Origin of the sequence: Pseudomonas fitomaticsae (assembly GCF_021018765.1) — a bacterium.
Lineage (GTDB): Bacteria > Pseudomonadota > Gammaproteobacteria > Pseudomonadales > Pseudomonadaceae > Aquipseudomonas > Aquipseudomonas fitomaticsae.
Genome location: NZ_CP075567.1, coordinates 1,781,330 through 1,803,758, shown reverse-complemented (window position 1 = coordinate 1,803,758; position 22,429 = coordinate 1,781,330). Strand labels below are relative to the sequence as shown.

23 protein-coding genes and 1 tRNA gene are annotated in these 22,429 nt (G+C 60.8%); 8 read left to right on the top strand and 16 right to left on the bottom strand.

Going from position 1 to position 22,429, the window contains the following annotated elements; translation table 11 throughout:
* Positions 1-198 precede the first annotated feature (198 nt).
* A complete protein-coding gene (locus KJY40_RS08135; RefSeq protein WP_230736043.1) occupies positions 199-792 on the top strand; it encodes a nitroreductase family protein in 594 nt (197 codons plus the stop codon).
* 126 nt (positions 793-918) lie between these two features.
* On the opposite strand, the gene KJY40_RS08130 is transcribed toward KJY40_RS08135, so the two are convergent.
* The 4 genes from KJY40_RS08130 to KJY40_RS08115 form a co-directional block, all read right to left on the bottom strand.
* The gene (locus KJY40_RS08130) at positions 919-1,851 is read right to left on the bottom strand and encodes a D-2-hydroxyacid dehydrogenase (protein ID WP_007958054.1); all 933 of its coding nucleotides are present in this window, start codon (positions 1,849-1,851) and stop codon (positions 919-921) included.
* A gap of 106 nt (positions 1,852-1,957) precedes the next feature.
* Positions 1,958-2,251, bottom strand: a complete 294-nt coding sequence (locus KJY40_RS08125; protein ID WP_007958052.1) for a YcgL domain-containing protein — start codon at positions 2,249-2,251, stop codon at positions 1,958-1,960.
* Positions 2,248-3,381: a ribonuclease D gene (gene rnd, locus KJY40_RS08120; RefSeq protein ID WP_085683113.1), complete on the bottom strand. Its 1,134-nt coding sequence runs from the start codon at positions 3,379-3,381 to the stop codon at positions 2,248-2,250. Before rnd ends, KJY40_RS08125 begins: the two co-directional genes overlap by 4 nt.
* Positions 3,382-3,511: 130 nt before the next feature.
* Positions 3,512-5,161, bottom strand: coding sequence for a phosphoethanolamine transferase (locus tag KJY40_RS08115; RefSeq protein WP_230736042.1), 1,650 nt, complete (start codon positions 5,159-5,161; stop codon positions 3,512-3,514).
* Positions 5,162-5,459: 298 nt separating this feature from the next.
* Here KJY40_RS08115 and KJY40_RS08110 point away from each other — a divergent pair, with 298 nt between their 5' ends.
* The gene (locus KJY40_RS08110) at positions 5,460-6,644 is read left to right on the top strand and encodes a cyanate transporter (protein ID WP_230736040.1); all 1,185 of its coding nucleotides are present in this window, start codon (positions 5,460-5,462) and stop codon (positions 6,642-6,644) included.
* 209 nt (positions 6,645-6,853) lie between these two features.
* Complete coding sequence (locus KJY40_RS08105; RefSeq protein ID WP_230736038.1) at positions 6,854-7,789, top strand: LysR family transcriptional regulator; 936 nt, start codon at positions 6,854-6,856, stop codon at positions 7,787-7,789.
* Positions 7,790-7,792: 3 nt separating this feature from the next.
* Here the strand turns inward: KJY40_RS08105 and KJY40_RS08100 are convergent, their stop codons facing one another.
* From KJY40_RS08100 to KJY40_RS08075, 6 genes are all read right to left on the bottom strand, one after another.
* Entirely contained in the window at positions 7,793-8,158 is a 366-nt protein-coding gene (locus KJY40_RS08100; protein WP_230736035.1) for a 5-carboxymethyl-2-hydroxymuconate Delta-isomerase, read from the bottom strand.
* Positions 8,159-8,215: 57 nt separating this feature from the next.
* The gene (locus tag KJY40_RS08095; RefSeq protein ID WP_230736033.1) at positions 8,216-9,142 is read right to left on the bottom strand and encodes a LysR substrate-binding domain-containing protein; all 927 of its coding nucleotides are present in this window, start codon (positions 9,140-9,142) and stop codon (positions 8,216-8,218) included.
* A gap of 72 nt (positions 9,143-9,214) precedes the next feature.
* Positions 9,215-11,311: a DUF6311 domain-containing protein gene (locus tag KJY40_RS08090; protein WP_230736031.1), complete on the bottom strand. Its 2,097-nt coding sequence runs from the start codon at positions 11,309-11,311 to the stop codon at positions 9,215-9,217.
* On the bottom strand, positions 11,308-11,694 hold the full coding sequence (locus KJY40_RS08085; protein ID WP_230736029.1) for a GtrA family protein: 387 nt from the start codon (positions 11,692-11,694) through the stop codon (positions 11,308-11,310). The genes KJY40_RS08090 and KJY40_RS08085 overlap by 4 nt, the downstream gene beginning before the upstream one ends.
* Positions 11,691-12,401, bottom strand: coding sequence for a class I SAM-dependent methyltransferase (locus KJY40_RS08080; RefSeq protein WP_230736027.1), 711 nt, complete (start codon positions 12,399-12,401; stop codon positions 11,691-11,693). The genes KJY40_RS08085 and KJY40_RS08080 overlap by 4 nt, the downstream gene beginning before the upstream one ends.
* Before the next feature lie 3 nt (positions 12,402-12,404).
* Positions 12,405-13,373 (bottom strand): glycosyltransferase family 2 protein, encoded by a 969-nt coding sequence (locus tag KJY40_RS08075; RefSeq protein ID WP_230736025.1) that lies wholly within the window; start codon positions 13,371-13,373, stop codon positions 12,405-12,407.
* A gap of 276 nt (positions 13,374-13,649) precedes the next feature.
* Between KJY40_RS08075 and KJY40_RS08070 the strand changes: the two genes are divergently transcribed.
* The gene (locus KJY40_RS08070; protein ID WP_230736023.1) at positions 13,650-13,841 is read left to right on the top strand and encodes a YegP family protein; all 192 of its coding nucleotides are present in this window, start codon (positions 13,650-13,652) and stop codon (positions 13,839-13,841) included.
* Between the two features lie 59 nt (positions 13,842-13,900).
* Here KJY40_RS08070 and ppk2 read toward each other — a convergent pair whose 3' ends face one another.
* Positions 13,901-14,725 (bottom strand): polyphosphate kinase 2, encoded by an 825-nt coding sequence (gene ppk2, locus KJY40_RS08065; RefSeq protein ID WP_039772662.1) that lies wholly within the window; start codon positions 14,723-14,725, stop codon positions 13,901-13,903.
* A gap of 257 nt (positions 14,726-14,982) precedes the next feature.
* Here ppk2 and KJY40_RS08060 point away from each other — a divergent pair, with 257 nt between their 5' ends.
* Together KJY40_RS08060 and KJY40_RS08055 are read left to right on the top strand one after the other, a co-directional pair.
* A complete protein-coding gene (locus KJY40_RS08060) occupies positions 14,983-16,383 on the top strand; it encodes a DUF3300 domain-containing protein (RefSeq protein ID WP_230736020.1) in 1,401 nt (466 codons plus the stop codon).
* Positions 16,380-17,276, top strand: coding sequence for a DUF2950 domain-containing protein (locus KJY40_RS08055; protein ID WP_230736018.1), 897 nt, complete (start codon positions 16,380-16,382; stop codon positions 17,274-17,276). Before KJY40_RS08060 ends, KJY40_RS08055 begins: the two co-directional genes overlap by 4 nt.
* Before the next feature lie 75 nt (positions 17,277-17,351).
* Here the strand turns inward: KJY40_RS08055 and KJY40_RS08050 are convergent.
* The 5 genes from KJY40_RS08050 to dapA form a co-directional block, all read right to left on the bottom strand.
* A tRNA-Ser gene (locus KJY40_RS08050) sits at positions 17,352-17,441 on the bottom strand.
* A gap of 84 nt (positions 17,442-17,525) precedes the next feature.
* Complete coding sequence (gene purC, locus KJY40_RS08045; RefSeq protein WP_007958019.1) at positions 17,526-18,239, bottom strand: phosphoribosylaminoimidazolesuccinocarboxamide synthase; 714 nt, start codon at positions 18,237-18,239, stop codon at positions 17,526-17,528.
* Between the two features lie 28 nt (positions 18,240-18,267).
* Entirely contained in the window at positions 18,268-19,026 is a 759-nt protein-coding gene (locus tag KJY40_RS08040; protein ID WP_230736016.1) for an MBL fold metallo-hydrolase, read from the bottom strand.
* 4 nt (positions 19,027-19,030) lie between these two features.
* Positions 19,031-20,146, bottom strand: a complete 1,116-nt coding sequence (bamC, locus tag KJY40_RS08035) for an outer membrane protein assembly factor BamC (RefSeq protein ID WP_230736013.1) — start codon at positions 20,144-20,146, stop codon at positions 19,031-19,033.
* 17 nt (positions 20,147-20,163) lie between these two features.
* Positions 20,164-21,042: a 4-hydroxy-tetrahydrodipicolinate synthase gene (dapA, locus tag KJY40_RS08030; RefSeq protein WP_007958015.1), complete on the bottom strand. Its 879-nt coding sequence runs from the start codon at positions 21,040-21,042 to the stop codon at positions 20,164-20,166.
* A gap of 313 nt (positions 21,043-21,355) precedes the next feature.
* Between dapA and KJY40_RS08025 the strand changes: the two genes are divergently transcribed.
* Both KJY40_RS08025 and KJY40_RS08020 read left to right on the top strand, forming a co-directional pair.
* Positions 21,356-21,916 carry a glycine cleavage system protein R gene (locus tag KJY40_RS08025; protein WP_007958014.1) on the top strand — a complete coding sequence of 187 codons (561 nt, stop codon included), beginning with the start codon at positions 21,356-21,358 and terminating at the stop codon, positions 21,914-21,916.
* Positions 21,917-21,926: 10 nt separating this feature from the next.
* Entirely contained in the window at positions 21,927-22,400 is a 474-nt protein-coding gene (locus tag KJY40_RS08020; RefSeq protein ID WP_064594118.1) for a peroxiredoxin, read from the top strand.
* Positions 22,401-22,429: the final 29 nt, after the last annotated feature.

The window sequence follows — 22,429 nt, the reverse complement described above, 5'->3', positions numbered from 1 at the left end:
GGTTGTGCGGGGCTTGTCAGTTTTTGCGCGGCCAAGTAGCTTTGCCGGTCACACCAGGCCTTTGCCGGATGCCATTAACGCTCGACCGCGTTGCCTCCGGTGAACTGCTGGCTTGCGCAACAACCCCATCGTTCAGCCCAACTGATCCCGCCGGGTTTCGCTTCCAACCTGTCCTCAAACGTAGCAAGGAATCTCTCGATGAGTGCCAACCCTCGCGTTGCCGAATACGCCATTCACCCGCAGTTCACCGATCGCTGGTCGCCCCGCGCCTTCACCGGCGAAGCGATTTCCGAAGAAACCCTGCTGAGCTTCTTCGAAGCCGCGCGCTGGGCGCCATCGGCGTACAACTCGCAACCGTGGCGTTTTCTCTACGCCCGTCGCGACACGCCGAACTGGGAGCGTTACCTGGGCCTGCTCAATGAGTTCAACCGCAGCTGGGCCCAGCACGCGTCGGCACTGGTGATCGTGATTTCGAAAACCACCTTCACCGCACCGGGCGCGTCCGAAGAAACGCCGGCGCTGTGGCATACCTTCGACACCGGTTCCGCGTGGGGCCATCTGGCGCTGCAAGCGAGCCTGAGCGGCTGGCACACCCACGGCATGGCCGGCTTCGATCAGGAGCTGACCCGCAAGGAGCTGAACATTCCGCAAGGTTATGCGCTGCACGCCGCCGTTGCGGTGGGCAAGCTGGGTGACAAGGCCACCCTGGCGGATTACCTGCAAGCACGGGAAACACCGAGCCCGCGTCGTCCGCTGAGCGAACTGGCGGCTGAAGGGGATTTCACCCTTTAAACCATGGCGCATAACGAAATGTGGGAGCGGGCTTGCTCGCGAAGAGGGCTTACCAGTCGACGACTTGGCTGACTGATAAACCGCTTTCGCGAGCAAGCCCGCTCCCACATTTTTCACTGCAGTGAATCAGTAACCGCGTGCGAAATCCACTTCCCCGCGCAACGCTTCTCCCGCCTGATACGCGCGCAAGTTATCCAGAAACAACTGCACCATCATCGGCGGCGAGGTCGGCGCCGAGCTGTGCCCGGTCAGCAGCAAGCCCCATGCGGTCCAGAACGGATGCCGTTGCGGCAGCGGTTCCTGACGGCAGACGTCGATCACCGCGCCGGCCAGATGGCCTTCCTTCAACGCTTCGACCAGATCTGCATCAACGACGGCCACACCGCGCCCGGCGTTGATGAACAAACCGGTCGGCTTGAATTGCTTGAACAGCGCAGCGTCATAGATGTCGTGGGTGTGCTCGGTGTTGGGCAGCAGGTTGACCACGTAATCCGCCTCGCCGACCAGACGCGGCAAATCCGCCATCGAACCGACTTCGACAAACGGCGCCTGCTCGCGGGCGCTGCTGGCGATGCCGTACAACTCGACGCCGAACGGCAACAGAAACTGCGCCACGCTCTGGCCGATGTCACCGGTGCCGACGATCAGCACTTTGCGTCCGACCAGACTCTGGCCGGTGCGGTTGTCCCACTTGCGCTCGACCTGACTGACCAGCCGCGCCAGCACTTCGCGCTCGTGGCCGAGCATGTAGGTCAGCACGTATTCAGCCATCACCTGACCGAAAATGCCGACCGCCCGGGTCAGGCGGTAATCCCGGCGCAGGCCGTCGGCCAGCAGCGGCGTGATCCCGGCCCAGGTCGATTGCAGCCATTGTGGCTGGTGGCCCTGACGCAGCAGGGTCGCCAGCAGATCCGGCTGGCCCAGCCACACCGGGCAATCGACTGCCTGGCGGGCCAGTTCGGCGGAGTCGCCGCTGGTCAGCACTTCAAGCTCCGGGGCCGCCTGACGCAGCAGTCGGGCGTATATCGCGTGGTCGTGTTCAGCAATCAGAACGCGCATCTTCAAACCTTTCGCAAACCGTGCAGGCGGCCGTCCACTTCGGGCCAGCCGTCGCCGTAAAAACCGTTCCAGGGGTTACAAGAGGCCCAGGACAGGGCCTCGCGGATCAGACCGGGTCGTTGCGTCGCAGCAACTCTTCGGGCAAGTGCTCGATGTACTCTTCCTCGGCCGGTGGCATTTGCAGGTGATAGCCCTGCTTTTCGAGGTTTTCCAGGACCACGGCGATGTCTTCGCTGGCCAGCTTGCGCTCGGGGGTCAGCACCAGATCGAAGGAGTGCTTCGCCTTGCCGAACGCCGCCATCAGGCCTTCCGGCACACGCTCCAGCGCATCACTCTTGAGCACGTACAGGTACATGCCGCTTTTCTTCGAACTTTGATAAATGGAACAAATACGTTTCAAGGCTGTTCTCCGGCGGTGGCCAGGCTGTCGAGCAGCTTCTGGCCCATCAATTCGCGGCGCCAGCCACGCAGCGAATCAGGCAATTGGTAAGGACCCTCGGGGAAGCCGCTTTTGACCAGTGCTTCGAGGGTTTTCTTGCGCAGCATCAGTTCCGGCGCGATGCCCAGACGCTCGGCTTCGGCCTGACCGAGCGCCCGCAGCTGTTTGATCAGCGCGGCGGCTTCGATCGGCAGCGGCTCCGGCACGGCTGGCGGCCATTGATCAGGCCCCACACTGCCAGAGCGCTTGATCAGATCAAGCAGAAACTCGCCGTCCTGACGCACGGTACGCGGGTGCATGTCTTCGATCTTGCCCAGCGCGCTGAGGTTGTCCGGTTGGGTCCGGGCCAGCGGCCACAGCGAGTGTTCACGCACGATGCGATTGCGCGGCAGATCCCGGGCGCGGGCCTCGCGCTCACGCCAGGCACACAGTTCACGCAGCACGGCCAGTTGAGCGCGGGACAGTTTCCACGCCAGTTTGGCCTCGCGGTACACCTCGTACGGATCGGTCTCGCGGCGCAGGTTGGCGACCAGTTCGGCGCCGTCCTCCAGCACCCAGGCGAATTTGTCGTCGGACAGTTTCGGACGCAGTTCAACAAAAACCTCCGCCAGATGCACGGCATCTTCGGCGGCATAGCTGATTTGCGTGTCGGACAACGGACGCTGCAACCAGTCGGAACGGGTTTCGCCCTTCGGCAGTTCGATGCCGAGCACTTCCTGCACCAGACGCGAATAGCCCATCGAGAACCCGAGGTTCAGGTAGGCGGCGGCCAGTTGGGTGTCGAACAGCGGCGCCGGCAGACTGCCGGTCAGGCGCAGCAGGACTTCGAGGTCTTCGCTGCAGGCGTGCAGGACTTTGAGCACCGCCGGGTTTTCCAGCAACGCGGCCAGGGGTTGCCAGGCGTTGATGGTCAGCGGGTCGATCAGGTAGGCGCGTTTGCCGTCGCCGACCTGCAACAGGCCGGCAATCGGGTAGAAGGTGTCGACCCGCATGAATTCGGTGTCGAGGGCAACGAACGGCAGCTGCTGCCACTCGGCGCAAAACTGCGCGAGGCTATCGTTGTCGCGAATCCAGTGAATATCGATGGCCACACGGCTCTCCCTTCAAGAATGGCGCGCAGTATATATCGCCACCGGCGCTTTCCGCGCCTCTACAGGCCAAGAGCTTGATGAAATCTCCTGCCTGAGGGAAAGAATAGTCTTACAGAGTGAGTCTGCCGGTTCAGTCCTTGGCCAGCACCCCGTCGATCACCGCGCCCCGGCAGCCGGCAAACATGTCCAGATCGGGCTGGTAGACCTTGCTCTGCACTTCCAGCAGACCGAGCATCGAGTGGAACAGGTTGTCCTGGCTCAATGGTTTGTCGCGGCTCATTTGCAGGCAATGGGTGTCGACCGAGTAGGACTTCTGATAGCTGTCGGAGAACCACGCCAGCATCGCCACATGTTTTTGCTGCTCCGGCGCCAGCATGTACGGCGTGCCGTGGAGGAACAGGTTGTACTCGCCCAAAGATTCGCCGTGGTCGGACAGGTACAGCATGGCGGTATCGACCTTGTCCTGATTGCTGCGCAGCACATCGATCAGGCTCGACAGCACATGGTCGGTGTACACCAGCGTGTTGTCGTAGCCGTTGACGATGCTTTCGCGGCTGCAATTGTTCAGCGCGTTGCTTTCACACACCGGGGTGAAGCGCTCGTATTCCTTCGGATAGCGCTTGAAGTACTCCGGGCCGTGGCTGCCCATCTGGTGCAGGACCAGCACGGTGTCCTTGTCCAGGTGATCGATGAAGCTTTGCAGGCCCTGCAAGAGGATTTCGTCGCGGCATTCGCTGTTGGCGCACAGTGCCGGGTCTTTCAGATTGCTGACGTCCTGCAAGGTGACGCGATCGCAGGTGCCCTTGCAGCCGGACTGGTTGTCGCGCCAGATCACGTCGATCCCGGCACGCTTGAGCACGTCCAGCAGCCCTTCTTCATTCTTCGCCTTGCTGGCGTCGTAATCCTTGCGGCCCATGTTGGAGAACATGCACGGCACCGACACGGCGGTTTCCGTGCCGCAGGAATGCACGTCGGTGAAGGCGATCAGGCCGGCTTCCTTGTCCAGTTTCGGCGTGGTGTCGCGGTCATAACCAAGGATGCCGAAGTTTTCCGCCCGGGCACTTTCCCCCACCACCAGCACCGTCAGGGATTTGCGCGGATGGTTCTGCACGGTGGCGTTACGCTGGGCGTCTTCGCCGATCGTGACGAACGGTTGCTGCGCCGAAACCACCTGCTCACGCAGATAACCGGCCGAGGCGCCGATGTAGTTGCTCGGCACCAGCATCAGGCGAATTTCGTGGTGATTGCGAAACAGCGAGGACAGCCCTTGATAATTGGCCAGCGCAACGCCGCCGATGACCGCAACCGACGCGATGCTCACAACAACTTTGCTTAATAACTCGCGATGCCAGCGACGATAGTTGACTGGAACTTTCCACAACAACCAGGACGGCAAGACACCCAGAAAAACGATATAAGCCAGCAACTTCAAAGACAGCAGATCGCGCACTTCCGTGGCATTGGTTTCGGCAAAGTTGCGAAACATGCCGGCATCAATCATTACACCGTATTGGCTCATGAAATAAGCCACGCCGGCGCTGACCATGAACAACAACGTCAATACCGGTTTCAACACGGGTCGAAACGCCAGCAACGTCAGCACGATGTTATACGCCGCGAAGATCATCACCCCGAACGCAATGCGCATGGCAATGCCCTTGCCGTCCGCAGCGGTGATGTCGAACAGGTGTTGCCAGAGAACGAAATTGAATCCGGTCAAAAGAAAGGCGCTGGCAAACAACGTCACCCATTCCGGGCGCACGGCTTTTAACTTGAACATGGCGAGGGGCTATTTCCTTGAAAGAAGTGCCGTCGTCAATTGTGAAAATTTCATTGACTCAGACAACACAAACTTTAAGCAGGCAACCATCAATTTTTTGTGAAAAAGAAGCCAACGATTAGTTGGCCAAAGAAATAACCGTGAAACTTCCGGAGTATTTGAGAATGGTTCAGCCGTGGTTCAGTCGCGGGCGACGAGGTCGCCGTATCGATTTTCTCGATAGCGGCCCTGACTTTCTGATTTGCCGCCCCGCTCGCCTGCCCGCCTAATCGACCGCCTACAGTTCAAAGGTCTGAAGATGGAAAACGTTCGCGCCACTGCCCGCCCCGCTATCTGGCTGATGCTCGGCATTATCCTGGTCGGCCTCAACCTGCGCCCGTCGATGGCGGCGCTCGGCCCCTTGCTGTCGGCCATTCGCGGCGATATGGCGCTGAGTTTCAGTCTCGCGGCATTGCTGACCCTGCTGCCGGTGATGGCGATGGGGCTGGCGATGTTTTTCGGCATGGCGGTCAGCCAGCGCCTCGGTGAACAGCGCACGGTGCTGCTGTCATTGTTGATCATTGGCGCGGCGACGCTGTCGCGGCTGTTTCTCGACTCGGCGGGCGGATTGATCGCCAGCGCCGTGCTGGCCGGGATCGGCATTGCACTGATCCAGGCCCTGATGCCCGCGCTGATCAAATCGCGGTTTCCCGACAACGTGGCGCTGTGCATGGGCCTTTACGTCACTTCGATCATGGGCGGCGCGGCGCTGGCCGCTTCGTTCGCACCGTGGGTGCTGATGCAGACCGGCAACTGGCGGACGGGACTGGCCGTCTGGGCGGTTTTGGCATTGCTCGCCATTCCTGTGTGGTGGGCAACCCGAACTACGTCACCGGACGTCACCCGATCTGATATCAGAAAAGAATCCTTCTTCGCGAATTCCCGCGCCTGGCTGCTCGCGATCTTCTTCGGCCTCGGCACCGCGTCCTACACCTGCGTGCTCGCCTGGCTGGCGCCGTACTACGTGGAAAAGGGCTGGAGCGTACAAAACGCCGGCCTGATGCTGGGTTTTCTGACGGCCATGGAGGTGATTTCCGGGCTGGTGGTGCCGGCCATCGCCAATCGCAGCCGGGACCGGCGCCTGGTGCTTGGTGCCCTGCTCGGCCTGATCATCGCAGGATTCCTAGGCTTGATCCTCAGCCCGCAGCATCTGAGCCTGCTGTGGCCCTGCCTGCTCGGACTGGGCATCGGCGGGCTGTTCCCGATGAGCCTGATCGTGTCCCTCGATCACCTCGACGAACCGCAACGTGCCGGCGGACTGACCGCGTTCGTACAAGGTAGCGGTTACCTGATTGCCGGACTGTCGCCACTGATGGCCGGGGTGGTTCGCGATCGACTGGGCAGCTTCGAGTGGGCCTGGTGGTCACTGACGGCAGTGATGGCACTCATGCTGCTGATGGTGATGCGTTTCGACCCACGGCATTACGCCCGACACATGGGCTGATCGCGCGAATGGCAAGCCGAGCCGTCTGGATAAAGGCTTCTGGCCACCTTTTCCGGGTTTGATTGTGTACGTCGTGTTACTAAAACTTTCTGTCCCACAAGTGACCGTGAAAAGTCCTACAGGGCTTTGTCCTGGCACCATCGTTCCGTTACGATCATGCGCACACGTTTGCGCGGATTCGGCGCAAGGAGCACAGCGAGACAGAACGGATGCTGAACAGTAACTTGCTTAGAAAGCTCGACATGCAGGATCTCATGGTGTTTGTCGCCGTGTATGAGCAAAGCAGCGTCACCGACGTGTCGGAGGCGTTGTTCGTCAGCCAGTCCACCGTCAGTTACTGCCTGAAAAAACTGCGCACCAGTTTCGAAGACGATTTGTTCGTCAACACCCGCACGGGCATGCGCCCGACCTACAAGGCCAGCAGCATGTATGGCCATGTGCAGAAAATCCTCGAAAGCATCAACCTGTGCCACGCCGGCACCCCGACCTTCGACCCGATGGCGCAACCGGTGACCTTCAACATCTGCGCCCCGGAATACTTCGAGCAACTGATCCTGCCGCGGATGTTGAAGCGCTTTGACTTCGATGACTTGCCGGTGATGGTCAACATGCACAAGTTCGAAACCGACGTGCCGGTCGAAGAGTTGCGCGACGGCAGCCTCGATCTGGTGATCTGCTTCGGCCCGCACTTCCACCGCAGCCACGCCGATCTGAAATCCAGGATGTTGCTGGAAGATGACCTGGTCTGCGTTTTCGACAAACGCGCCACGCCGCTGGAGCCGCGCCTGAGCCTGCAAGCCTTCACCGAACGCCGGCATGTGTTCCCGACGCCATGGACGTCGACCACCAACATGGTCGATGGCTGGCTGGCGCGGCAGGCGCAGAAACGCCAGATCGTCGCCCGCTCCAACAGTTACAGCGCGGCGTTGAAGATGATCACCGGCACCGATTTCATCCTGACCCTGCCCCGGCGGATCCAGCGTTTGCTGACCAACGACGCAGTATTCAACCACTGCGAGGCGCCGAACGGCCTGCCGGGGTTTACCCTCGACATGCAGTGGAGCCACAACGTCGATCAGGACAGCGCCAACCTCTGGCTGCGCGAGCAGGTCATCAAGACCTGCGCCGAGCTTGAGGCGGCCTGAGTCCTACACGCCGATGGCGGTCTTGTTGTAGGACTCGCGGTCGATGTCGAGCAGTTCCACACTCAACTGCACCTCGACCCCGGCCGGCCATTCGCACAGATCCTGCAACACCGCCAACAGGCTCTGCGACAGTTGCTTCTTGACCTCCGGGGAGCGACCGCTGAGCAAGGCCAGCCTCACCGCGACAAAGGCGCGCTCGTTCATGGCAGTGCCGACCTTGAAGGTTTCAACCTTGAGCGCACGGCTCTTGATATCGAATTCCGCCGCGAACTGACCGGAAGCCACCAGCGTATTGTTGAGCCGGATCAACGCCACGTCGGCGTTCAGTTGCGGCAGGTTGGCGGTGTATTCCAGGTGCAGGTGTGGCATGTCGGTGCTCCAGTGGTTCGGCGGAAAGGTCGTACATATAACACAGCAACGCCTGACTCACGCCAACGACGACATCACTGGGCGCTCACTCATGAACTGCTCCAGCCGTGAACGCAGCCAGCGCTCCGCCGGGTCGCTGTCGACGTGGCTCAGCCAGACCATCGACAGGTCGAGGGTCGGGGTCTTGAACGGGAACGGCTCCTTGAACAGCAGCCCGGAAGCGGCCATGGCTTCGGCGGTGTAATCCGGTAGGCTGGCGATCAGATCGGTGCCGGCCAGCAGCGCCGGCAACGAACTGTATTGCGGCACCGACAACACCACCTGACGGGTGCGACCGATGTCCGCCAGCCACTCATCGGCGTAGCCACTGACATTGGCGGTGTGGGAAACCAGCACGTGCGGGCGTGCGCAATATTCATCGAGGGTCAGCGGCGTGTCGGACTTGTCGGCGCGCAGGATGCTCGGCTGGATGTGTCGCAACAGCTTGCGTTTGGCATTGGCCGGCAGGCCGCGGGTCTGGCTGATGCCGACGGTGATATCACCGGCAGCCAGCAGATCGGGAATCCGCCAGTAATCGACGTGTTGCACCACGAACACCACGCTCGGCGCTTCCTGGCGCAAGGCGCGCAACAGCGGCGGCAGCAAGCCGAATTCAACGTCATCGGACAGGCCGATGCGAAAGGTCATGGTGCTGACGGCGGGGTCGAAATCCCGGGTCAGGCTCAGCGCCACCGACAGCGAGTCGAGCGCGGGCTTGAGATGGCGATAAATGTCTTCGGCGCGGGCGGTCGGCTCCATGCGATGGCCGACGCGGATGAACAACGGATCGTTAAGCATGGTGCGCAGACGGTTGAGCGCCGAACTGATGGTCGGCTGGCCGAGAAACAGCTTCTCCGCCGCCCGCGTCACGTTGCGTTCGAGCATCAAGGTCTCGAACACCACCATCAGGTTGATGTCGGCCTTGCGTAGTTCATTGCGGTTCATCCATTGCCCCCCGATCCCCAGATTGCGGCAGTGTAGAAAGGCCGTGGGGGCGGCGTCCATCGATACGGCGTGTCATTGCACCGTCAACGTCTTCAGCCCCAGGCCCATGACCCGCGAATCGTCGTTGATGCCCAGCTGTCGAGGACTGACGGCATCCGGCAGCTGCAATTCGATATCGAGCCGGTCATCGTTCAGAAGGCCTTGGCTGAGCGAGGCGCTGATCGGAATTTCCAGGCGGTTGCCTTGAAACTGCGTCAAACGGGTATCCAGTACCTGTTGGCCATTCAGACTGACAATCACCCGCTGGCCGGGGTGCCGGGGCTGTATGAATGCCAATGCGTCGATCACGATCGACCTCGCCGGCGGCAACACCCGCAATTCGATTTTCGCCTGTTGCCCTTCCGTCCATGTCCCCCAGCTTTCCGGTTTCGACCAGCCGCTGGCCAGTTGGCGGTTTCGATAATTGAAGGTCAGTGCGTGTCCCGGGCGAGTGAGCGGGATCAGCGACATCCGCCGCCCCTCATCCTGCACGGGCAGACACTGCGCACAACGCTTCCAGCCCGGCGCCAGCACCGCCACTCCATCCACGCGCGTCAGCAGATCGGTTTCACTGTTGATGGTTCTGGCGGCATCGGCCAGAACATCGTCGTCCAGGAGGTACAAGGAGTCTGCTTCGTACTGCCCCGAGTCGAGCATCCTGCGCGCTTTCTGCTGCGCCCGCGCCAGCGCCGAAGTGCTCATGCGCCCCAGGTAGACCGCATCGGTCTTCATCCCGTGGGTCGCTGCAAAACCGGCGATCATCTGCCAACGTTCATTCTGATTCTGTGGCATCAGGCTGCGGACATTGGCATAACGCGCAGCGGCACTCGCCCAGAACGGATCAGTCAACGGACTGGCCCAGACCGACGCAGGTGCCACCATTTTTCCCTGCCGCAGCCCCGACCAGCCGCTACGGGTATCGACGACCTGGATCAGCAGCGCCACCGCGAGCAGACCGATGGCGATCCGCGGTCGATAACCGCGCACCACCAGAAAAATCGCAGCCAGGATGCAGACGTACAGAACCGGCCAGAACATCCGGCCCGAGGCACGAAAGATATTGGCCAACGCGATCAGTCTTTTCGGCAGCGGATAATCAAGGTTCAATGCCCCGATGCCGATCTGATTCGACAGCGCGAATAGCCATAATCCGATCAGGGCCAACAACAACCATGGACGTGCGCGCACCTGATCCCGCAGAGGTTGGCGGTTTCGAAACCAGGCCATCAGCGCCAGCGGCACCAATAACAGAACGCCCAGACCCAGGTAGTTGAAACCTTCGTAGTCCCCGTCCCCCTTCGGCAGATCGGGCAGGATCGATGACCAGCCGGCCGGGTCGACGGGCGACAGCAGATTCATCCGGTACAAGCCAAAACCACCGGATGCCGCGCCATCGGCAATGCTGAAGTAACCGGCCTGCCAGCAGCACACGCTCACCAGAGCGAAAAGTACGCCTCCTTCGATCAGCCCCTGACGCCGGGTCAATGCCTGATTGAATGTCTTGCCCAGCAGATCCGCCACCCAGATCAGCGCAACCATGGCCAGCAGGTAGGCATGCACCCATGCCGTTACCGCCAGCAACGCTCCCCAGGCCAGGCGCCGTCGGCGCAAGTTCGGCAGCAGCGCCAGGTACAACGCGGCCAGGATCAGGAAATGACCGGCCAGAGAAAGGTGCCCGCCCATGCGCAAGAACATCGCCGGCGAGAACACCAGCAGCCCGGCGCCCAGCAGTCGAATCAAGGGATTGGTCGTCATCAGCCCGATCAGCTTCCAGCCAAACCAGGCTTGCAGGACGCAGCATGCCAGCAACCACAACCCGAAATACTGAAAAGTGTCCGGCAACCAGGCACTGAACGGTTTGAACAACAGCGCCAGCAGTGGATTAGAGTCGGAAAAAATGATCGCACTGCCCAGTTCCAGCCCGTAATTCGGATTGAGACCGAGTGGAAACGTCCAGGGCGAATGTCGGAAAAATTCCCAACCCAGATAATGTGTCGCCGGATCGCCCTGCCCCAGCCAGGCGATGTTCTGCGGGTTCAGTGCCTGCGGCCCGACCACCAGAAAAAACACCAGCACACCCAATAACAGGGGCAATAGAGAAAGTGCCGGATGCTCGCGTGAATCCTTCATCGATACGTCCAGAAGTTGTGCAGTACAAACGTGAATGCCGGAATCGTCAGCGCCACGGCACCAATGCCCGCCAGATAATGCAGCCCGGCGAACTGCGCCGCCCAGGCCACGAACATCGCCAACAGAAAGCCACCCGCCGAAACCAGCATGAAGCGCAGCAATGTCTTGCCGTGCAGGCGCGCAGAAAAGCTCCAGGTGGTGTTGATCACGTAGGACACCACCGTCGCCACGGCAAAGGCCACGCCGTTGGCCAGGGGCGGCTGATGACTGACGAAGTTGATGAACAGCACCGCCACCAGCGCATGCAATGCGGTGACAAACAGCCCTGTCACGGCGAAGCGCAAGCCGCGCTGAATCAACGCGGATCTTTCGATGACCGTCACGGTTTGCGCGCCAGCACGAATACACTCAAACCGGCCAGGCGATTCATGCCTATCAAGGGAAGCTCAAGTCGGCACAACGTCTTCAGCACGCAATTGACCAACGGATGGTGGCGCTTGAGCTGCGAACGCGGAGCCGAGCCCTGCGCAGTGCCAGGCAACAGGCGGGACGCAACCGCAATGGGGAACACCGCGCCGAAATAGTAGGCGCCCCGCTCGACCTGCAATCCGGCATCGGCGGCCAGGGTTTCGAACTGCGCCAGGGTGTAACGACGCTTGTGTTCGAGGAAGTCATCGTGCCCGCTCCACATGAACTGGAACGCCGGCACAGTCATGAGAAAGCGGCTGCCGGACGGCACTTTGTCGACATAGGACTTGAGCAGGCCGACGTCGTCATCGACGTGCTCCAGCACATCCATCAACAACACCAGATCAGCGTCCACCGCATCGATTGAACGGCGGTAGTGAACGGGTTTGCCCGCAGTGGTTGCACTTGAATCGGCGGGGTAACTGATGTCCACGCACCAGGCTTCGCGTGCGGCGGTATGGGTCAGTAAATGGTGGGAAAAGAATCCGGAGCCGGCACCCACGTCGAGAATCCGCCCGATCGGCGCATCCCCCAGCAACCGCCGGGTCGCAGCCGCCTTGGAACAGTAATACCAATGCTCGCCGATGCTGTCGCCGAGGATGTCGGTTTCCTTGAGATCCATCTGTCAGTCCTTGGGGTCGTAGATGCGGCGTACCAGGAAAACCGGCCTGCGCTTCGCTTCGATGTAGGTGCGGCCCAGGTACTCGCCGAGCACGCCGATACCAATCAATTGCAAGCCACCGAGGAATGTCACCGCTACCATCAGCGACGCATAGCCCGGCAGATCGACACCGTGCAGCACTGTGCGCAGCACGATGAACATCGCAAAGGCAAACGACACCAGTGATACCAGCGCCCCCAGATACGTCCAGATCCGCAGCGGCTCGGTACTGAAGCTGGTGATACCCTCCAGGGCAAAGTTCCACAGCCGCCAGCCATTGAACTTGCTCTGCCCCGCTGCCCGCTCCGGGCGTTCGTACTCGACCTGTGTAGTGCGAAATCCGACCCAGGCGAACAGGCCTTTCATGAAGCGCCGTGACTCGGGCAAGGTCAGCAGCGCGTCGACCACGCAACGATCCATCAGGCGAAAATCACCGACATTCTCCGGCAGCGGCTGGTCGGCAATTTTATTGTGGAGTCGATAGAACCAGTTGGCGGAAGTCTGCTTGGCCCAGGTGTCGCTGCGTCGACTGATGCGGTGACCGAGCACCACCTCGAAACCCTCCCGCCAGCGTTCGATCATCTGCAGGATGACCTCGGGCGGATCCTGCAGATCAACGTCGATCGGCACCACGATCTGCCCGGTGGCGATCTGCAAACCGGCGGACAACGCCGCTTCCTTGCCGAAATTGCGGCTCAGATCGACCACACGGATGCGCCCGTCGCTTTGCTGGCAATGCAGCAACCGCTCAAGAGTCGCATCGCCACTGCCGTCATTGACGAACACCAGCTCCAGCTCGACCAGCGTCTCGTGCTCGAATACCTGTCGAATGCGCAAGAGAAAGCCGTCAAGGCTCTCCTCTTCATTGAATACGGGAACCACCAGCGATAACTTCACCGGGCCCGCGTGCTGCGTTCCGTGCGAATGGGTCAATGGACTGCTCTTTCTTATAGTGTTTGTCGGTCGTCGAAGCCGGTTCGACGCCATCAGCCGCACCGTATTAAGCAGCAGCCCGGAATGTCATGCAAGGGTGAAACGAGGGCGTTCCGGCCAATCCGCAGGCCAATCCCTGCGCTCTGGCCCGCGCCTTCCAGAAACATTCACCAACGATTGGAAACAAATCCCCGATAGCCAAAAATCCGCGCTCCGCTAGGCTTGCGTCGAGGCGTCACACCGGTTGTCGCACATAAATCGCATGGAGCGAACTGAATGTATTTCGAGATTTACAGGCAATCCAAAGGCACCCCGAGCACCGGCAAGGGCCAATGGCGCTGGAGATTAAGGGCGGGGAATCACGAGACGGTCGCCAGTGGCGAATCGTATGTGAACAAAGCGGATTGTCTGCATGTGATCGAGTTGATCAAAGCTGTGCAGGGTGACACCCCGATCAAGGAGATCTGAGTATTACCCAAGACGCCGGGCTGCCTGTACTGGCAGCTCCGGCGACTTCTGAAGTTGCTTCAGAACCTTTCGGGAATGTGCCTGAAGGGATAATCCGACTCTTTGTACCCCCCCGGTTTCTGCCGTTTGGGCAACGTCACCTTTTCTCGCGGCACCTCTTTGTAGGGGATACGACTGAGCAGGTCGGAGATGATATTGAGCCGCGCCCGACGCTTGTCGTTCGAGTTGGCCACCAGCCACGGTGCGTAATCGGTGTCGGTCGCTTCGATCATGTCGTCCCGCGCCCGGGAGTAGTCATACCAGCGACTGTAGGACTTGAGATCCATGGGCGACAGCTTCCAGATCTTGCGCCCGTCGACAATGCGCGCCTCCAGGCGCCGGGTCTGTTCTTCCTGGCTGACATTCAGCCAGTACTTGAGCAGGATCACTCCCGAACCGACAACTGCGCGCTCCACCAGCGGGACGGTCTTGAGAAACTTGTCGACCTGCTTGTCCGTGCAAAAGCCCATCACCCGCTCGACGCCGGCGCGGTTGTACCAACTGCGATCGAAGATCACCACTTCGCCGGCCGCCGGCAAATGTGGCAGGTAGCGCTGCATGTACATCTGGCTCTTCTCGCGATCGGTCGGGGCCGGCAACGCGATGACGCGAAATACCCGCGGGCTGACCCGCTCGGTGAGCGCCTTGATAGTGCCGCCCTTGCCCGCACCGTCACGGCCTTCGAAAATGATGCAGATCTTGATGCCTTCAGCCTTCACCCATTCCTGCATTTTCACCAGTTCGATATGCAGGCGGCGCAGCTCGGCCAGGTAGTCCTTGTTCGACAGCTTCGTATGTTCGTCAGGTTTTTCTCGGGGCGAGTCTTTCTTCTTTCCCTTTGCCATGACCAGACCTCTCGGGTTGGAGCGACAGCCAGGCTCGTTGGCATTGCATGACCTGGAACCGGAAAGTTTAGTCATTTATCGCAAAACGCAAGCAAGCGGGCGGTTACGCTCTGGCAACGTGCTTATTGCGAAAAAGCCTGTACAGGTTTTGACGGAACGCCAATCGCCAACCATCCTCCATCACGGCGCAGCGTCCGATGTCGGCCGTTGATGCCTCGCGTGTTGCAAACCTGCCATCTGGATGTGGGGAAGAGGTCATGCACAGTTCGCTCTTGCGTGCCGCGTCGCTCATGCTCGCCTTGAGCGCTGCACCGCTGTTGTTGCAGGCCGCCGATGCGCCTGCGGCCCCGGCGGCTGCCACCGCTCCGGTCAAAGATGCCGTGTTTACCACGGAGCAGCTCGACCAGATGCTCGCGTCGATTGCCCTGTATCCCGATCCCCTTCTTGCTCAAGTGCTGATGGCCGCCACTTATCCGGGAGAAGTCGCCGAAGCCGCGGCCTGGTCCAAGGCGCATCCGGACGCCAAGGGCGATGACGCAGTCAAGCAAGTGGCCAGCCAGACGTGGGATCCCAGCGTGCAGGCGTTGGTGGCGTTTCCGCAGGTCTTGGCAACACTGGGGCAGGATCCGGTCTGGGTGCAACGTCTGGGGGATGCCTTTCTGGCTCAGCCTGACGAACTCATGGCCGGCGTTCAGCGTTTGCGGCGTCAGGCCCAGGCGGCGGGCAATCTGCAGAGCAATCAATATCAGAATGTGACGGTGCAGAACGTAACGCCGCCCATCTCAGCCGGGACAACCAAGCCGGCCGACAACACGACCATCATCATTCAGCCCGCCGATCCGCAGGTGGTCTACGTCCCGACCTATAACCCGAGCACAACTTACGGCACCTGGCCTTATCCCGCCTCGCCGCCGGTGTATTACCCGCCGCCGCCCGCTTACTACCCGGGTCAGGCACTGGTGGCCGGGCTGGCCTTCGGTACGGGCGTGGCGATCGTCGCATCGTTATGGGGTGATTGTGATTGGGGTAATAACGATATCGATATCGATGTGAACCGTTACAACAACATCAACGCCAACAACCGGATCACCAACAACCAGAACAAGTGGCAGCACAACACCGTGCATCGCGATGGCGTGCCCTATCGTGACAACCGCAGCCGCGCGCAGTATGGCCGGCAGCTGGACGGCGCGGCTCAGCGTGACGCCTATCGCGGGGACAACGCGCAGCGGGCACAGGCTCGGGAGCGGGCTCGCAGTTCGATGGACAGGGCCGGTATCGAACGCCCCGCCACCAGCAATCGGGAGGCCCGTAATCAAGTCCGCGAAGCGCAATCCGCCAATGTCGGCAACCGCATGCAAGGTGGTGCGGACAGACCCAGAGCCGCCGACCGTGCTCAAGGCAACACGCGGGAGGCGCGCCAGCCGGGCGCCAATCAACGTGACAACCGTGCGTCTCAAGCCCGACCCGCAGCGGGCAGTGCGCGCAACAACGCCTTCGCTGGCGCGCGCTCCCCGTCACAGACCCGAGCCCAGGCTGATCGCGGCCGGGCCAGCCAGATTTCCGCGCAACGTCCCAACGTCTCACGCGCCGCCGGACATCAGATCAGCCGGCCATCCGGCGGGGGCATGCGTCAGAGAGGAGGTGGCCGTCGATGAACATTCATTCTCTGTTCAGGAGCTGCCTGACCCTCGCAGCCGGCCTCGCATTGTCGACCTTCGTTTCGGCCCAGCAGGTATTTCCAACCCCGGAAAAAGCCGCTGACGCCTTCGTTGAAGCCCTCGGTACCCAACACGCCGACCAAAAACGCCTGACCGAACTGCTGGGCGAGGAATGGCACAGCTTCATTCCCCGTGAAGGTGTACAGCGCAGCGATGTCGATGCCTTCCTGCAGCAATATCGCGAACAGCACACTCTGGAAAAGACCGGCGACAGCAAGGCCGTGCTCTCCGTCGGGCCCGATCACTGGACGCTGCCCATCCCCCTCATCAAAGACAAAACCGGCTGGCGCTTCGACATGAACGCCGCCCAGGTCGAAATTCGCTCCCGCCGCATCGGTCGTAACGAACTGGCAGCAGTGCAATCGGCGCTGGCCTACCACGACGCCCAAATGGACTACGCCTCGGAAGACCGCGACGGCGACGGCGCCCTCGAATACGCACAGAAAATCTTCAGCTCCCCCGGCAAACACGACGGCCTCTATTGGCCAGAAGACGACAGCGGCCAGATCAGCCCCCTCGGCCCCGCCTTCGGCCAGGCCATCAACGACGAAGACTGGCACGGCTACCACTTCCGCATCCTCGACGCCCAAGGCCCGTCAGCCCCGGGCGGCGCTTACAGCTATCTGATTGGAGACAAGATGAGTCGGGGGTTCGCCTTGATCGCGTGGCCTGCGAAGTATGCCGACACCGGGGTGATGAGCTTCATGATCAGCCATGAGGGCCAGGTGTTTCAGAAGGATCTTGGGCCGGATGGGGAGAAGGTGGCGAAGGCGATGAAGCGGTTTGATCCGGATGATAGTTGGGAGGTGGTGGATTTGGGGCAGAAGTAGTTGGGGTAGCGAATTGCGCTGGATCGGAAACGAAAAAGCCCCGTAGATTTTCAGCTACGGGGCTTTTTCTATGTATGGCGGAGAGATAGGGATTCGAACCCTAGGTACCGGTGAAGGTACAACGGATTTCGAATCCGTCCCATTCGGCCACTCTGGCATCTCTCCAACGGCGCGCATCATAACAACACTTTCGCTGAATGGGAAACCCCCAGACGAAATTTTTTCCGTGTTATCAGATGCTTGCGTCGATTAAAGCGGTACGCCCAGACGGTTGGCGACTTCTTCGTAGGCTTCGATGACGTCACCGAGGCCCTGACGGAAGCGGTCCTTGTCCATCTTCTTCTTGGTGTCCTTGTCCCACAGACGGCAGCCGTCCGGGCTGAACTCGTCGCCCAGGACGATGGAGCCGTCGCTGAACACGCCGAATTCAAGCTTGAAGTCCACCAGCAAGAGGCCTGCGTCGTCGAACAGTTTGCTCAGGACTTCGTTGACCTTGAGCGACAGTTCTTTCATGCGCGCCAGTTGCTCGGCGGTGCCCCAGCCGAATGCCACGACGTGGGATTCGTTGATGAACGGGTCGCCCTTGGCGTCGTCCTTCAGGAACAGTTCGAAGGTGTACGGGTTGAGCTTCATGCCCTCCTCGACGCCCAGACGCTTGACCAGGCTGCCGGCGGCGTAGTTACGCACGACGCACTCGACCGGGATCATGTCGAGTTTTTTCACCAGCACTTCGTTGTCGGCCAGCAGCTTGTCGAACTGGGTCGGGATACCGGCCGCTTCGAGTTTCTGCATGATGAAGGCGTTGAACTTGTTGTTCACCATGCCTTTGCGGTCGAGCTGCTCGATGCGCTTGCCGTCGAACGCCGAAGTGTCGTTGCGAAACAGCAGGATCAAGCGGTCAGCGTCGTCGGTCTTGTAAACCGATTTGGCTTTGCCGCGGTAGAGTTCTTCACGTTTTTCCATGATGGGCTCCGCTTGCTAAGTAGATGGGCTAGGCGATGTGGCGCCAGTCGAGCCCTGAATCTTGATCGGCCAGTTGCAGCCAGTCCGGGTCGCACCCGAGGGTGTCGACAAAACATTGCCGGGCCAGCTGCGGCAGGTTGTTCTTGCTGCTCAGATGGGCCAGGACCAGGTGTTGCAGGCCTTGCCAGCCCAACTCGGCCACCAGGAATGCCGCCTGATGGTTGTTCAAATGTCCCAGCTCGCCGCCCACCCGCTGCTTGAGAAAGTACGGGTAATGACCACGGGCCAGCATGTCGCGACAGTGATTGGACTCGATCATCAACGCATCGAGGTCCCGATAGCCTTCCAGCACCCGCTCGCAGTAAGAGCCCAGGTCGGTCAGCAGGCCGAAGCGTCGCTCACCGTCACTGAACACGTACTGGGTCGGTTCCTGCGCATCATGGGCCACGGCAATGACCCCGATGTTCAGAGCACCGATCTGCAGTTGCTCGCCACCGGTCACGAAACCGGCGGGTTCAATCGGTTTGCGCATCCCGCGCAGTGTGCCGCGACTGAGGTAGACAGGCAGATTGTAGCGCCGAGACAGCAAACCCACGCCATGCACGTGGTCGGCATGTTCGTGGGTTACGAGTATCGCGCTCAGTTGCGCCGGGTTCACACCCAGGCGCAACAGGCGTTTTTCGGTTTCCCGCAGGGAAAAACCACAATCCACCAGCACATACGTATCAGCACTGGCGATCAGCGTGCCGTTCCCTTGGCTACCGCTGCCGAGAACGGCAAAACGCATTGGATCAGCCCAGGTTGTCCTGAATCACGCTCAACACTTTGCGGGCCACATCGGCCGGCGCAACGGTGTTGATGTTTTTCTCGACGGTCACCTGAACGTTCTCGCCGACCTTGCTCAGGCGCACCTGATAACGCTCGGCACGGGCCTCAACTTCTTCCTTGGTCGGCGCGCTGCCGAACAGGCTGCTGAAGAAACCAGGCTTCTCGTCTTTCTTCTCGGCCTTTTCGGACAAGTTGATGTAGTAGAGACCCAGGCTGCGGTTGATGTCTTCAACGCGCCATTCGCCCTGCTCCAGCGCACGACCGACGCTCGACCAGGCACGATCCAGATCCGTACCGACGTTCAGTACCGGGTTGCCGCTGCCGTCTTCGCTCAGGCTGACACGGCTCGGGGTATCGAAATCACGCGAAGCCAGCATCGACACCGAACCACCCTTCTCGGAGGTACGGCTCATGCTCGCGAGCATGTCATCGACCAGCGCGGCGTCGAGACCGGTGTTGACCGAACGGTTGGTGAAATCGACATTGGCGGTGCTGCCGGCAGGACGCTCGGCGCTGACCACATAGACTTCACTGGTGTTGCGCTGCACGCCTGGCTCAATGCGTACCCGCACGCGGGTTTCGCTGTCGGTGCTGACGCCGGCGGCGCTCAGGCGCTTGGCCATGGCGGCGGACAGTTCGTCGGAATGCTGCCAGGTGGTGGTGAATTCGCCGGTTTGCGGGCGCTGTTCATCCAGACGGAAACCGTTGTCCTGGAAGTACTGTACCGCCACTGGCCAGACTTCGGCCGGCGGGTGCTGGGCCATGACCCAACGCGAATCACCGCTCTTCTGCAGCGAGTAGTCGCTGGCGTCGGCAATGGCCGACAGCGGTTGAGGACGCGGAACGATGTATTCACCCTTGGCGGTGTCGTCGGCCACGTTGCGCGGGATCGGCAGCAGCGGATCCAGGCGCTTGGAGGTGCTGACATCCGGTGGCAGTTGCATCGGTGCAGTCTGTTGCGCTTCCAGGTAATCGCTACCACGGTCACGGAAATAACCTTCCGGGCCCCAGATCCATCCGCAGCCACTGGTGCTGGAGATAATCAAGGCAAGTGCGGAAAGTCCGGCCATTCGCTTCATGCGTTGTACTTCCTCAATTAAACCAGGACGTTGCACTGGCGCAGGGCCGAGCGCAGCGTTTCATGACAAGGAGCGCTCAGCCAGGTCAGCGGCAGGCGGATGCCTTGGTGCATCAGGCCCATTTCGACCAAAGCCCACTTCACCGGAATCGGGTTGGCTTCGATGAACAGGTCCTTGTGCAGCGGCATCAGTTTTTCGTTGATGGCCCGTGCGGTCTCGGCGTCGCCCTTGAGCGCGGCCTCGCACAGGTCGGCCATTTCGCGTGGCGCGACGTTGGCGGTAACAGAGATGTTGCCCTTGCCGCCCAGCAGGATCAGCTCGACGGCGGTCGGATCATCGCCGGACAGCACGATGAAGTCCTTGCTCACACCGTCGATGATCGCCTTGGCGCGTTTCAGGTCGCCGGTTGCTTCCTTGATGCCGATGATGTTCGGCACGGTGGACAGGCGGATCACGGTCTCGGCCTGCATGTCGCAGGAGGTGCGGCCAGGAACGTTATAGAGAATCTGCGGGATGTCGACCGCTTCGGCGATGTGCTTGAAGTGCTGGTACAGGCCTTCCTGGGTCGGCTTGTTGTAGTACGGAACGACCAGCAGGCAGGCATCGGCGCCGGCTTCTTTGGCATTGCGGGTCAGCTCGACCGCTTCGCGGGTCGAGTTGGCGCCGGTACCGGCGATCACCGGAATGCGACCGGCAACCTGTTTGACCACGGCTTTGATGACGGCGATGTGTTCTTCAACATCAAGGGTTGCCGACTCGCCGGTGGTGCCGACCGCGACAATGGCATGGGTGCCGTTCTTGAGATGGAAGTCCACGAGTTTGCTGAGGCTGTCCCAGTCAAGACGCCCTTGTGCATCCATGGGTGTGACCAGTGCCACCATACTGCCCGCAATCATGAAACCGCTCCTGCCGGAAAAAGAGAGCGGTAATGGTACTGGCGCCAAGATGCTTGCACAAGCGAAGTACTGTGCCGCCATTCCCCTTGGCGCCGCTTTTCGCTACCCTTCAGACTTTGATCGGTACTGATCAGCTTGTACGCCGGGTTCCAGTCTCCCGTTTCGGCCTCCCGGGCCCCGTTCCAGTGTCGTTGCCGTACGCTTCCTTGTTCATGGAGCCGTAGCGCCACACGAATCGGGCCTTCCGGACAGTCATTGCCCCGGCAATCAACGCCCTCTCCCTACCGACCGCTCATCGCTTTAGGAATGCTGCATGTCCACCCCCACAGTTCGCGAACAATTCCTTGTCATCAGTGCCCTCGGCGCCAATCCCATGGAGCTGACCAACGTCCTGTGCCGCGCCAGCCATGAAAACCGCTGTGCGGTCGTCACCTCGCGCCTGACCCGCCACGGCGAGTGCAGCGCGCTGGTGCTCGAAGTCTCCGGCAGCTGGGACGCCCTTGCCCGCCTGGAAGGCAGCCTGCCCGTGCTGGCCAAGCGTCATGCGTTCACCGTCAACGTGGTGCGCAGCGCCGCCCTGGAAAATCGTCCACAAGCCCTGCCGTATGTGGCTTACGTGTCTTCGGCGTACCGCCCGGACATCATCAACGAGCTGTGCCAGTTCTTCATGGATCACAACGTCGAGCTGGAAAACCTGACGTGCGATACCTATCAGGCACCGCAGACCGGCGGCACCATGCTCAACGCCACGTTCACCGTGACCCTGCCCGCCGGCACCCAGATCAGCTGGCTGCGCGACCAGTTCCTGGATTTCGCCGACGCCATGAACCTGGATGCACTGATCGAACCCTGGCGCCCACAGAACCCAATGTAAGGAAGCTTTCATGGCCGTTGTCATCGACCAACCGGTTACGGATTTCGAAGCACCTGCCACCAGCGGGCAGACTGTCAGCCTGTCGGCCCTCAAGGGCAAGCAAGTGGTGATCTACTTCTATCCGAAGGACAGCACCCCGGGCTGCACCACCGAAGGCCAGGGCTTTCGCGATCAATACGCAGCGTTCAAGGCTGCCAACACGGAAATCTTCGGCATCTCCCGCGACAGCCTGAAGTCCCACGAGAACTTCAAGTGCAAGCAGGAGTTTCCGTTCGAGCTGATCAGCGACAAGGACGAAGCCGTCTGCCAGCTGTTCGACGTGATCAAGCTGAAAAAACTCTACGGCAAGGAATACCTGGGCGTTGATCGCAGCACCTTCCTGATCGACAAGAACGGTGTACTGCGGCAGGAATGGCGCGGTGTGAAGGTGCCAGGACATGTGGATGCAGTGCTGGCTGCTGCTCAGGCGCTGAACAAGGCCTGATGTTGTCGGCGCCCTCGCGGGCGCCGCTT

Bases quoted from the DNA above. Each gene is read 5' to 3' on its own strand.
- KJY40_RS08135 (WP_230736043.1), top strand. From the start codon at position 199: ATGAGTGCCAACCCTCGCGTTGCCGAATACGCCATTCACCCGCAGTTC.
- KJY40_RS08130 (WP_007958054.1), bottom strand. From the start codon at position 1,851: ATGCGCGTTCTGATTGCTGAACACGACCACGCGATATACGCCCGACTG.
- KJY40_RS08115 (WP_230736042.1), bottom strand. From the start codon at position 5,161: ATGTTCAAGTTAAAAGCCGTGCGCCCGGAATGGGTGACGTTGTTTGCC.
- KJY40_RS08110 (WP_230736040.1), top strand. From the start codon at position 5,460: ATGGAAAACGTTCGCGCCACTGCCCGCCCCGCTATCTGGCTGATGCTC.
- KJY40_RS08105 (WP_230736038.1), top strand. From the start codon at position 6,854: ATGCTGAACAGTAACTTGCTTAGAAAGCTCGACATGCAGGATCTCATG.
- KJY40_RS08100 (WP_230736035.1), bottom strand. From the start codon at position 8,158: ATGCCACACCTGCACCTGGAATACACCGCCAACCTGCCGCAACTGAAC.
- KJY40_RS08095 (WP_230736033.1), bottom strand. From the start codon at position 9,142: ATGAACCGCAATGAACTACGCAAGGCCGACATCAACCTGATGGTGGTG.
- KJY40_RS08090 (WP_230736031.1), bottom strand. From the start codon at position 11,311: ATGAAGGATTCACGCGAGCATCCGGCACTTTCTCTATTGCCCCTGTTA.
- KJY40_RS08080 (WP_230736027.1), bottom strand. From the start codon at position 12,401: ATGGATCTCAAGGAAACCGACATCCTCGGCGACAGCATCGGCGAGCAT.
- KJY40_RS08070 (WP_230736023.1), top strand. From the start codon at position 13,650: ATGTATTTCGAGATTTACAGGCAATCCAAAGGCACCCCGAGCACCGGC.
- ppk2 (WP_039772662.1), bottom strand. From the start codon at position 14,725: ATGGCAAAGGGAAAGAAGAAAGACTCGCCCCGAGAAAAACCTGACGAA.
- KJY40_RS08060 (WP_230736020.1), top strand. From the start codon at position 14,983: ATGCACAGTTCGCTCTTGCGTGCCGCGTCGCTCATGCTCGCCTTGAGC.
- KJY40_RS08055 (WP_230736018.1), top strand. From the start codon at position 16,380: ATGAACATTCATTCTCTGTTCAGGAGCTGCCTGACCCTCGCAGCCGGC.
- purC (WP_007958019.1), bottom strand. From the start codon at position 18,239: ATGGAAAAACGTGAAGAACTCTACCGCGGCAAAGCCAAATCGGTTTAC.
- KJY40_RS08040 (WP_230736016.1), bottom strand. From the start codon at position 19,026: ATGCGTTTTGCCGTTCTCGGCAGCGGTAGCCAAGGGAACGGCACGCTG.
- bamC (WP_230736013.1), bottom strand. From the start codon at position 20,146: ATGAAGCGAATGGCCGGACTTTCCGCACTTGCCTTGATTATCTCCAGC.
- dapA (WP_007958015.1), bottom strand. From the start codon at position 21,042: ATGATTGCGGGCAGTATGGTGGCACTGGTCACACCCATGGATGCACAA.
- KJY40_RS08025 (WP_007958014.1), top strand. From the start codon at position 21,356: ATGTCCACCCCCACAGTTCGCGAACAATTCCTTGTCATCAGTGCCCTC.
- KJY40_RS08020 (WP_064594118.1), top strand. From the start codon at position 21,927: ATGGCCGTTGTCATCGACCAACCGGTTACGGATTTCGAAGCACCTGCC.